Genomic DNA, 10,041 nt, shown 5'->3' on the forward strand with positions numbered 1-10,041 from the left:
CCCCAATCCCCCACCCGCTAGCGGAAGTTGCTGCCCACGTCATGCGTCTGTACCTGCTCGCTCTCAACCCCACCGACTCCGTCACCGAGGGCTTCCTCCCCGCTGCCGCCGCTCTCGGCCTCGATGTCACCGTCCTCACCGACCATCCCGAGGCCCACCGTGCGGTGTACCCGGACGTCGAGATCGTGGAGTGCGACGTCCGTGACTTCCGGGCCGTCGTCACCCGGATCTCCACGCATCACCGGCCGGACGCCGTGTTCAGCAACAGCGACCACCTCCAGACCCAGGCAGCCCTGGCCGCTGACTACTTCGGACTGCCCGGCAAGGACTGGCGGGCCGCGCTGGCCTGCAAGGACAAGGCCGAGATGCGACGCCGGCTGGCCGCCGCGGGCGTGGACACCGTGTGGTCCGCCGAGCTGACCGGGCCCGGCGCCGTGGAACCCGTCGCCCTGGCGGCGCCGTACCCGTGTGTCCTCAAACCGCGCGAGGGCGTGGCCAGCGAGGACGTCGTCCTCGTCGACGGCCCCGAGGAACTGCGGTCCCGCGCCGAGGAGTTCTTCACGCGGCGGCCCGATGCCGTCCTGGTCGTCGAGGAGTACCTGCCCGGGGAGCTGTACACCCTGGAGACGCTTGGCGACGGCAACCGCCGGCACGTACTGGGCGGATTCCACACCGAGTTGTCGGCGCCGCCGTACTTCATCGAGGAGCGGCTCGTCTTCGTGCCGGCCCCAAAGGAGCGGGTCGTCGCCCAGATACTGGCCCAACTGGACGCGCTGGGCGTCGGGTTCGGCGCCTGTCACACCGAGTTCGTGGTGCACGAGGGGCGCGCCCGGATCATCGAGGTCAACTACCGAGCCATCGGCGACCAGGTCGACCTGCTGCTGGCCCGGCTCCTGGAGATCCCCCTCTTCGAGCACATCCTGCGCACTCACCTGGGCGAGCCCCTCCCGGCCGACCTGGGCACCCGCCAGGGCGGTGCGGCCCGGCTGGAGTACCCGTGCGCCGACCGCGCGGGCACCCTGACCTCGGCTCCCCCGGCCACCGAACTCACCGTGGACGACGTACATCTGACGTACCGTCCGCTGCGCGCGGTGGGTGAGCGGCACGAGCTGTACCGCACCAACCGCGACTACCTGGGCGTACTGCGGGCCACCGGCAGCGACCAGCCGACGGTCGACCGGGTGTCGGCCCAGTTCCTGGCGGCACACCGCTGGGAGGTCCAGCCGTGACCACCGCCGCTCCCGCCCCCGTGGCGACCGACGCCGCCGAGGCCGAGCTGCTCACCCGCGTCCTCAGCGCGCTGCTGCGCGAGGACGTGGTCGGCCTGCGCACCCGCGGCACGCTCACCCACCGCCCGGACGGCCTCTGGCTGCGCCTGCCGACCGGCGGCGCCGACGCCCTGCTGCTGCCGCTGGCCGAGGACGGCTTCCAGTGCGTGTACGCCGCCCGACTGCCGCTGCTGGTACGCGAGTCGGACGGGGCCGAGCTGACCTCGTACGACACCGTGCTCGCCGCGCTGCGCGCGCTGGCCGACCCGGTGGACCGCGACGGCTTCGACGCCTTCGCCGAGGAGTGCCGGCAGACCCTGGCCACTCTGCGGCTGCACGCCGCCACCGGCGCGGAGGCCGCCGCACATCTGACGGACCGTCATGGCGCCGACCCGGCCACCTGGACGGGCCTGACGGCCTCCCTGGCGTACGACGCCCTCGCGGCCCGCGTCGACCATCCCGTGTATCCGACCGCACGTGGCCGCTCCGGGCTCGCGGAGGAGCAACTGCGGTCCTACGCCCCGGAGTTCCACCCCCGTTTCGCGCTGCGCTGGCTCGCCGTGCCCCGGGAGGCGGTGACCGTCGCGGGCGCGCTGCCCGAGGGCTGGCCGACGCCCTCGACACTCGGTATGGCGGATCTGGAGGGCACGCATCTCGCCCTGCCCGTGCACCCGTTGACCGTCGGCGCCCCGCTCGACGAGGCGCTGCGGGTCACCGGCCTCGCGGGACGCGCCCGGCTGGCCGACGATGAGTACCTCGACGTGGTCCCGACCCTGTCGATGCGGAGCGTCGCGGTCGCCGCCGATCCCACCCTGCACCTCAAACTCCCCCTAGCCACCGCCACGTTGGGGCTGCGCAACCGGCGCTCCATCAAGCCGGGCACGCTGGTCGACGGCGCCGCCGGGCAGCGGCTGGTCGAGCGGGTCGTCGAGCGCGAGCCCCGCTTCCGGGACACCGTCCTGCACGCCGACGAGACCACGTACGCACACGCCGGACACGAACTCCTCGCCGTCCTGTGCCGCCGCTACCCGGCCGGCCTCGACGATGCCGCCGTCGTCCCGCTGGCCGCCCTGCTGGCCGAGGCACCCGGCGGACGGCTGGTGATCGACCATCTCGCCGACCGCTTCCACGCCGGCGACCCGCTCGCCCTGCTGGACGCCTGCCTCACCCTCCTTTTCGACTGGCACACCACCCTCTTCGGCCACGGCATCGCCCTGGAGTCGCACCAGCAGAACGTCTCGCTGGTCCTCGGGCCCGAACCGGGCCGGGTGCGGCTGCTGTTCAAGGACAACGACGGCCCGCGTATCAACACCGCACGGCTCGCCACCGCCTTGCCGGGGCCCTGGGGCTTCGACGACGAGCGGACCTACGGCACCGAGGACGATCCGGTCGCCGACGTGTTCACCACCATCACCGTCCATCTGTGCGCGGGCGCCTACGCGTTCGGGCTCGCCCGGCACGGCCGCGCCCCGCTGCCCACGGTGCTGAGGCTGGTCCGCGACCGGCTCGGCGAGGCCGTAGACCGGCTCGGGGGCACCCCGGCCGCCGTACTGCGCGCCCGGATCCTCGACGCACCGCTCCTGCCCGTGAAGGCGATGGTCAGCGCCGGAACCCTGCTCAGCAAGGACCGTTCGGGCGCCGCCGACATCAACAAGCACTACACCACCGGCCCCAACTACCTTCTCCGTGCGGGCGAACACGCCGAGGACGCCGTATGAGCGCCGAGGCATGGCGCCTGCCGAGGCGCTCCTCGTTCGGCCGCGGTCAGGTGCACGCGGTGGCCGGCTGCTACTTCGTCGCGTCCTTCGCCGCCCTCGGCCTACCGCCCTATCTCACCGCGATCCTCCCGGAGTTCGGCGACCACGCCGCACGCTGGGCGGGGGTGCTGTACGTGGTCCCGACGGTGTTCGGCGCCCTCGGCGCCCCCTTCTGGGGCCGGCTCGCCGACCGCTTCGGCCGCAAACGGCTGCTGCTGCGCGCCCAGTTGGGCCTCGCCGTCGCCTTCCTGCTGGCCGGCTGGGCGGACTCGCTGGCCACGTTCACCCTCGCCCTGATCCTCCAGGGCGTCCTCGGCGGCACCTTCGCCGCGTCCAACGGCTATCTGGGCGCCGCGCTGGAGGGGGCCGCCCTGTCGAAGGCGCTCACCCTGATGCAGGGCAGCGCCCGGGCCGCTCTGGTCGTCGCGCCGATCGTCGTCGGTTCGCTGTCGGGCTGGCTGTCGCCGCACCGCCAGTACGCGCTGCTGGCCGTACTCCCGCTGACGGCGGCCCTGTTGCTCGCCGCGCTGCCCGAACCGCGCGAGGAGCGGGCCTCGGAGTCCATACCCGAGACCACCGCGCCGACGTCCGCGCCGGTGGTCTCCCTGCGCACTCTGTACGCCCTGGAGTTCGCGTTCGTGTTCTCCACCGTCATCTCCTTCCCCTATCTGATCTCCCTGGTCGAGGACCAGTTGCCGGGCACGTCGGCGACCTTGTCCGGCGTCCTGTTCGCCCTCCCCCATCTGGTCTACCTGGTGTCGGCGCTCGCGGTGCACGCCGCGGTCCGGGACCGGCCCCGGACCGGGATCGTCCTGGGCTTCGCCTGTATCGCGCTCGGTCTGGCCGGGCACGGCGTCGCCGGTTCGCTGTCCGCGCTGATCGCCGTACGGCTGCTCCTCGGGGTGGGGCTCACGCTCGGCCTGGTGTCGCTGTCCGTGCTGGCCGCCGACTGCGCCAAGGGCCGTGCGCCCGGGGGGATGTTCGGGTCGCTGGAGTTCTTCTCCAAGGCCGGCGCGGTCGCCGCCGGTCTCGCCGCGGCGGCCGGCAGCGCCCGGTTCGGCCCGGCCGCGCCGGTGCTGACCGGCAGTGCGGCCGCCGTCCTCACCGTGCTCGTCTCCCTCTTCCTCCTCAACCCCCGTTCGCACCGCGCCCGTTGGAGCCGTTGATGCCCTCGCTGACCGACTCGCCCGACACCACCGCCGCCGAGCTCGCCACGGTCGAACTCCCCAGCACCGAACTCCCCACCGCCGACGACGTGGTGACCCACACGCTGCTCAACTGCCTGCTGCGCGAGGTGTCGGGCCCGGAACGCCAGACCGTCGTGGACGACGGCCACCTGCTGCTGCGCCTGCCCCGCCGCGGGGTACTCCTGCGGGTCAGCCTGCGCCGTACGTCGCTACTGGGCGCCCACCGCTTCACCGGCCCGGTGAGCGAGCGGGCCGACGACGGCTGGACCGTGGTGGACTGGCGCCGCCTGGCCGAGTACACGCGCGACGAGCTGTCCCTGCGGACCGGGCAGCCCAACGACGAGTTCCTGGAGCAGATCACCTCCAGCCACCAGGCCGTCACGGCAGCCCTCGCCGGTGAGCGTCCCGCCGGACCGGCGGACGACCACCTCTGCGCCTACCTCGCCTCCGAACAGTCCCTGCTGTTCGGCCACCGCTTCCACCCCACGCCCAAGGCCCGCACCGGCGACCCGCGCGCCTGGTCGGCGTACGCGCCGGAGACCGGGGCCGTCTTCCCGCTGCGGCACCTCGCCGTACGCGACGAGCTGATCGCCGAGGAGTGCGCCGACCCCTGGGCCGCCGCTGCGCTGGACGGTCAGCGCATGGATGTCCCCGACGGTTACCGGCTGCTGCCCACGCACCCCTGGCAATACGACACCCTGCGCGAACACCCCCTGCTGCGGGCCGCGTTGGAGCGCGGCGACATCATCGACCTCGGCCTCGGCGGCCGCCCCTTCGCCGCCACCGCGTCCGTGCGCACCCTGTACGACGGCGAGACGTTCCTCAAGTTCAGCCTGAACGTGCGGATCACCAACTGCCTGCGTAAGAACAGCAGTTACGAGCTGTCCGGCGCCGTCGCCCTCACCCGCGCCCTCGCCCCGGCGCTCACCGACCTGGCCGAGCGTTTCCCCGGCAGCGCGGTACTGCGCGAGCCCGCCTACCGCACGCTCGCCCTGCCCGGCCCCGACGGCACCCCGGACCGTGAGCTGTTCGAGGGCTTCGGCGTGATCGTCCGCGAGGGCCTCCCCCGGTACCTCGCTCCGGGGTCGACTCCCTTGCTGGCGGCGGCGGTTGCCGACGAGTACCCGTCGAGCGCCGCGCATGTGTCCCGGCTGCTGGCCGACGCGGATCCGGACACGGCCCTCGACTGGTGGTCGGCGTACCTCGAACTGCTCGTCCCGCCCGTCCTGGCCGCCTACTTCGACCACGGGCTGGTCCTGGAGCCGCATCTGCAGAACGTGCTGATCTGCGTCGGCGCCGACGGCCGCCCCGTCCAGGTGCTCTTCCGGGACCTGGAGGGCACCAAGCTGATCCCCGAACACCACCGCGACACACTGAGCGCGGTTCCGGCCGACGTCGCAGGCCCGATGACGTACGACGCACAGCGCGGCTGGGACCGGGTCGTCTACTGCCTGCTCGTCAACCACATCGCCGAACTGCTCGCGGCCCTGGCCGACTTGCACCCGGAAGCCGAGGCCGCCCTCTGGGGCCGGGTGCGCGACACGCTGAAGTCCTACGCCGACCGTTCCGGCTGCCCGCCCCGTCTCGCCGCGCTGCTCGCCGGGGTGCCGCTGCCCGCGAAGGCCAATCTGCTCACCCGCTGGGAACGTAAGGCGGACCGCGAGGCCGGATACGTCCGGCTGCCGTCCCCGCTCGCCGAAGACATCCTGCGCGACACCACCCGGAGCACCCGATGACTCTCGCGGTGCGCGACCACGCGCTGTCCCTGCCCGCCACCGAACTCCCGGCGTACGTCTACGACCTGACCGAACTGCGCACTCACGCGGCGATGGTCCGGGCGGCGCTGCCCGAGCGGGTCGAGGTGTACTACGCGGCCAAGGCCAACCCGGAGCCGGAGATCCTGGCCGCGCTGTCGCCGTACGTCGACGGCTATGAGGTCTCCTCGGGCGGTGAACTCGCCCATGTCGCCGACGCGGTGCCGGGCCGGCCGCTGGCGTTCGGCGGGCCGGGCAAGACACCGGACGAGGTGCGAGCCGCGCTGAAACTGGGCGTCGAGCGGTTCCACGTCGAGAGCGAGCACGAGCTGCGTATGCTCGCCGAACTGACCCGCCGGGCCGGGACCGAGCGCCGGGTGGCGGTGCTGGTACGCGTCAACATTCCGGTGTCCGACGGCTCGCTGGCGGGCAGCTCGCTGACGATGGGCGGCCGTCCGACTCCCTTCGGGCTCGACCCGGCCGGGGCCGCCCCGGTGCTGCGGGCGCTGACGGACGGGACGTACCCGCAGCTCGAACTGCGCGGCATCCACGCCCACTTGGCAAGCGGGCTCGACGCCCGGGAACAGCTGGCGGTGGCGGAGTCCGTGGTCACCTGGGCGGCGTCGCTCGGTGTGTGTATCACCGAGGTCAACGTCGGCGGCGGGATGGCCGTCGACTACGCCGCCCCGGACCGCCGTTTCGACTGGGCGGCGTTCGGCAAGGGCCTGGCGAGTCTGACCGAGGCGTACCCGGAACTGACCCTGCGCATCGAGCCTGGCCGGGCGCTGACCGCGTACTGCGGCTGGTACGCCACCGAGGTGCTGGACGTGAAGCGCAGCCACGGAGAGGAGTTCGCGGTCGTCCGGGGCGGCACCCACCATCTGCGCACCCCCGCGACGAAGGGCCACGACCAGCCCTGCGCGGTGCTGCCGGTGGACACCTGGCCTCACCCGTGGCCCCGCCCGGCGGCCGAGGACCCGCAGATCACGCTGGCCGGCCAGCTGTGCACCCCGAAGGACGTCCTGGCCCGGGAGGTGGCCGCGCCCGGTCTGCGAGCGGGCGACCGCGTGCTGTTCTCCCTGGCGGGCGCCTACGCGTGGAACATCTCCCACCACGACTTCCTGATGCACCCAAGGCCCGGCTTCCACTTCCTGGGCAAGGCGCCGGTGACGGCGAACCGACCGGGATAGCACACACGTACGACACACCGGTGGGCCGCCCGGTCCGGCCGGGCGGCCCACACATCCGGATACGTACGTCCGTATACGTATGTTCCGTCAGGCCTCGATACCGGGCAGCAGGCCGGTCACGGGGGCGGCCATGTCGGTCAGCTGGCTCAGCTGCTGGAGGTCGTTCAGGCGGTTGAGCTGGGTCAGCTGGCTGGAGACCCGAGGCAGGTCCTCGTGGTACTGGGCGGGAATCTCGCTCACGGCGAGCGAGTCGAGCTGGGCGATCGGGTTCAGCTTGCCCGCGTTCTGGTCGACGGCGGGAGCCGCACTGGCCAGCGGGGCGGCGAGGCCGGTGACGCCGGCGGCGAGAGCAACGGCGGCGGCGATTCGTCGTGTTGAGATCATGTCCTCATGAACGGCGCGCGCCCCGCACCGGACACGGGCACCCCGCCCCGCTCACTCGTCAGGCTCATCCTCCCGCTGCGTTTGCCGAGGTTCCCCGAACGGAGGACGCTCAGGAGGAGAGGTCCCCCGCGGCCCGCTCCTATCGGGCCGCGCCCCTCGGAGGAGGTCACCATGGGCACCGCGGCAAGCTCCACCTTCGACACCGAAGCACTGCGCCGGGGTATCGAAGGCCAGGACGCGACAGCACTGCTGTCGCTCTACGCCGACGACGCCGAAGTGCGCGTCGTCGACCACAAGACCCAGCCCAGCCACCCGATGGTCATGCACGGGCGCGGAGAGATCAGCGCCATGCTGAACGATGTCTACAGCAGGGACATGACCCACAAGCTGGAAAAGGTCGTCGTCCAGGGCGACCAGGTCGCCTACACCGAGTCCTGCCTGTACCCGGACGGAGTCCGCGTCCTCGCCGGATCGATGATGTCCCTGCGCGACGGCAAGATCGTCGACCAGACCATGCTGCAGGCATGGGATGAGGAGGAAGGCGGGTGAATCCCCCGGCCGGGCGGAGTCCGGCCCGAGGGCGTGATCAGCGCATCCAGGCGCTGTAGTCCATGACATCGCCCGCCTTCAGGCCCCACTGGGGCTCCGCCACGGCGGCGGTGTTCTCCAGGCCGAGGACGGCACCGGTGACCGGGTCCATGATCAGCATCAGTCGGTAGCCGCGCCCGTCGCACACATACGCCTGACCGGGCCGCCCGAGCCGGTCCGTGACCCGGCCGACGGGCCGCAGTCCCCCGGCGTCCGCCAGCATCCGGGCGACGGCCGCGTTCTCGCGAGCTCCGAGGGTCCAGTGGTTGAGCAACACCTGGACCGCGTCCAGGAGTTCGGGGGTGGTCAGTGCGGTGTCCTGGTGCTGCGCCTCCTGAAGGTAGGCCTTCAGCCGTTGCGGGTCGTGCGGCGGCGGCGACTCGGGCGGGGCGTCGCTCCAGCTCGGCCCGAACGTCTGCTCGCTGATGACGTGGCCGTCCTCGACCAGCCCGGGTTCGTCGTCTCCCTCGCTGAGGACGAGCCGACCGGGGTGCTGCGGATCGGTCGCGACGACCAGTTCCGTATGACTCGCGTCGGCCCGCCAGCGCACGACACGTTCGACGGGCAGCGTGATCGGGGGCTTGTCCTCGGACATGCCCATGCTCCAGGTCTGTACGTGGGTGCCCCTCAGGAGTTTCGGTGCGCCGTCCTCGGCCGCCGCGTCGGCGATCTCGGCCATCCTCGCCAGCGGTACGGGCGTGGAGTCGGCGTGCACGAGGAGCGGACGGGGAGCGGCCACCGCCGGGGTGGTGTTCGGGCCCGCGAGGAGCAGGGCCGTCGCGGTCACCGCGACGGCCATGACGGTCGCGAGGCTCCAGGTCCAGCGGGTGCGACGGCGACCGGACGAGTTCCGGCCGTGCAGGAGCCTGTTGAGCCGGCGTTCCGCGTCGTGGTCCAGGGGCCCTTCGCCGAAGTGGGGGCCGTCGGCCGGCACCGGGTTGGCGCCGCGCAGCAGGTCGAGTTCGTCAGGCATGGCCGTGTTCCTTCGGGGAGTTCACGTCGGCGGCGAGCGCGGGGCGGATCCGGTCGATCTCGGTTCTCAGCCGGCGCCGGGCCCGGTGCAACCGCATCGCCGCCGCGCGCGTACCGCAGTCCAGGGCCACGGCGACCTCTTCGACTGCGAGTTCCTCCCAGGCCGTCAGGCGCAGTATCTCCTGGTCGGCCGGGGTCAGCCGGGCGAGCGCCTCGTGCACCCAGGCGCCCGGCGCGTCGGCGTCGGGGCTCGCCACGACCTGTCTGCCGTGCGCGGTCTCGTCGTTGCCCAGCCGGTCGACGAGCCGACGGCGGCGGCCCTGGCCGCGTACCGCGTTGGCCAGGCAGTTGCGCGCCACGCCGTACAGCCAGGGCAAGGGAGTGGCCGGCAGGTCGCCGCGGCGCCGCCAGGCGACGGTGAACACGTCCGCCACCACTTCCTCCACCTCGCTGGTACGGCCGTCCAGTCGCCGAGCGACATAGCGGCTGACCGCCCAGTAGTGCTCGCGATAGGCAGCGGCGAAGGTCTCGTCGTTGCTCATGTTCCGCCTGTGTCCGGCACTCCGCGGATCGTCACACCCGTTTCCGTGATTTTCCTCGCGTCGTCCGAGTGTGACGTCCGGGCCGGGCGCGGACACAGGCGGGGCGTGAAGACCATCAACATCGAACCCCGCACCACCACGAGGCTCAGAAGCGTGAAGTGGCTGACGACCACGGACCACAAGACGATCGGCACGCTGTATCTGGTGACGTCGTTCGCGTTCTTCTGCATCGGTGGCGTGCTGGCGCTGTTCATGCGCGCCGAGCTGGCCCGGCCGGGTCTGCAGATCATGTCGAACGAACAGTTCAACCAGGCGTTCACGATGCACGGCACGATCATGCTGCTGATGTTCGCGACGCCGCTGTTCGCCGGTTTCACCAACTGGATCATGCCGCTGCAG

General features: G+C 72.2%; 10 protein-coding genes. 7 read left to right on the forward strand and 3 right to left on the reverse strand.

Translation table 11 applies throughout. The features are described 5' to 3' along the window. Positions 1 to 41 precede the first annotated feature (41 nt). From ADL01_RS13550 to ADL01_RS13570, 5 genes are read left to right on the forward strand one after another with little or no spacing between them, the layout of a single operon-like run. On the forward strand, positions 42 to 1,229 hold the full coding sequence (locus tag ADL01_RS13550) for an ATP-grasp domain-containing protein (protein ID WP_053742220.1): 1,188 nt from the start codon (positions 42 to 44) through the stop codon (positions 1,227 to 1,229). Next, positions 1,226 to 2,986 (forward strand): IucA/IucC family protein, encoded by a 1,761-nt coding sequence (locus tag ADL01_RS13555; protein ID WP_078960498.1) that lies wholly within the window; start codon positions 1,226 to 1,228, stop codon positions 2,984 to 2,986. Before ADL01_RS13550 ends, ADL01_RS13555 begins: the two co-directional genes overlap by 4 nt. After that, a complete protein-coding gene (locus tag ADL01_RS13560) occupies positions 2,983 to 4,191 on the forward strand; it encodes an MFS transporter (protein ID WP_053742222.1) in 1,209 nt (402 codons plus the stop codon). The genes ADL01_RS13555 and ADL01_RS13560 overlap by 4 nt, the downstream gene beginning before the upstream one ends. Then, positions 4,191 to 5,948 carry an IucA/IucC family protein gene (locus ADL01_RS13565; RefSeq protein ID WP_053742223.1) on the forward strand — a complete coding sequence of 586 codons (1,758 nt, stop codon included), beginning with the start codon at positions 4,191 to 4,193 and terminating at the stop codon, positions 5,946 to 5,948. Before ADL01_RS13560 ends, ADL01_RS13565 begins: the two co-directional genes overlap by 1 nt. Continuing rightward, a complete protein-coding gene (locus ADL01_RS13570; protein WP_053742224.1) occupies positions 5,945 to 7,156 on the forward strand; it encodes a type III PLP-dependent enzyme in 1,212 nt (403 codons plus the stop codon). The genes ADL01_RS13565 and ADL01_RS13570 overlap by 4 nt, the downstream gene beginning before the upstream one ends. A gap of 87 nt (positions 7,157 to 7,243) precedes the next feature. Here the strand turns inward: ADL01_RS13570 and ADL01_RS13575 are convergent, their stop codons facing one another. After that, positions 7,244 to 7,540: a hypothetical protein gene (locus tag ADL01_RS13575; protein WP_053742225.1), complete on the reverse strand. Its 297-nt coding sequence runs from the start codon at positions 7,538 to 7,540 to the stop codon at positions 7,244 to 7,246. Between the two features lie 171 nt (positions 7,541 to 7,711). On the opposite strand from ADL01_RS13575, the gene ADL01_RS13580 reads away from it, so the two are divergent. After that, positions 7,712 to 8,089 (forward strand): nuclear transport factor 2 family protein, encoded by a 378-nt coding sequence (locus ADL01_RS13580; RefSeq protein ID WP_053742226.1) that lies wholly within the window; start codon positions 7,712 to 7,714, stop codon positions 8,087 to 8,089. A gap of 37 nt (positions 8,090 to 8,126) precedes the next feature. Here ADL01_RS13580 and ADL01_RS13585 read toward each other — a convergent pair whose 3' ends face one another. Together ADL01_RS13585 and ADL01_RS13590 are read right to left on the reverse strand one after the other, a co-directional pair. Further along, entirely contained in the window at positions 8,127 to 9,101 is a 975-nt protein-coding gene (locus tag ADL01_RS13585; RefSeq protein WP_053742227.1) for a CU044_5270 family protein, read from the reverse strand. Then, a complete protein-coding gene (locus tag ADL01_RS13590) occupies positions 9,094 to 9,642 on the reverse strand; it encodes an RNA polymerase sigma factor (RefSeq protein WP_053742228.1) in 549 nt (182 codons plus the stop codon). The genes ADL01_RS13585 and ADL01_RS13590 overlap by 8 nt, the downstream gene beginning before the upstream one ends. 105 nt (positions 9,643 to 9,747) lie before the next feature. On the opposite strand from ADL01_RS13590, the gene ADL01_RS13595 reads away from it, so the two are divergent. After that, positions 9,748 to 10,041, forward strand: a 294-nt coding sequence (locus tag ADL01_RS13595; RefSeq protein ID WP_234354620.1) for a cbb3-type cytochrome c oxidase subunit I, incomplete at its 3' end; no start/stop codon positions are given.

It is taken from the genome of Streptomyces sp. NRRL WC-3618 (assembly GCF_001280005.1).
In the GTDB taxonomy this organism is placed as follows: Bacteria; Actinomycetota; Actinomycetes; order Streptomycetales; family Streptomycetaceae; genus Streptomyces.

Excerpts from the sequence above, each read along its gene's own strand:
- ADL01_RS13590 (WP_053742228.1), bottom strand. The coding sequence starts at position 9,642 with ATGAGCAACGACGAGACCTTCGCCGCTGCCTATCGCGAGCACTACTGG.
- ADL01_RS13550 (WP_053742220.1), top strand. The coding sequence starts at position 42 with ATGCGTCTGTACCTGCTCGCTCTCAACCCCACCGACTCCGTCACCGAG.
- ADL01_RS13585 (WP_053742227.1), bottom strand. The coding sequence starts at position 9,101 with ATGCCTGACGAACTCGACCTGCTGCGCGGCGCCAACCCGGTGCCGGCC.
- ADL01_RS13580 (WP_053742226.1), top strand. The coding sequence starts at position 7,712 with ATGGGCACCGCGGCAAGCTCCACCTTCGACACCGAAGCACTGCGCCGG.
- ADL01_RS13565 (WP_053742223.1), top strand. The coding sequence starts at position 4,191 with ATGCCCTCGCTGACCGACTCGCCCGACACCACCGCCGCCGAGCTCGCC.
- ADL01_RS13575 (WP_053742225.1), bottom strand. The coding sequence starts at position 7,540 with ATGATCTCAACACGACGAATCGCCGCCGCCGTTGCTCTCGCCGCCGGC.
- ADL01_RS13570 (WP_053742224.1), top strand. The coding sequence starts at position 5,945 with ATGACTCTCGCGGTGCGCGACCACGCGCTGTCCCTGCCCGCCACCGAA.
- ADL01_RS13560 (WP_053742222.1), top strand. The coding sequence starts at position 2,983 with ATGAGCGCCGAGGCATGGCGCCTGCCGAGGCGCTCCTCGTTCGGCCGC.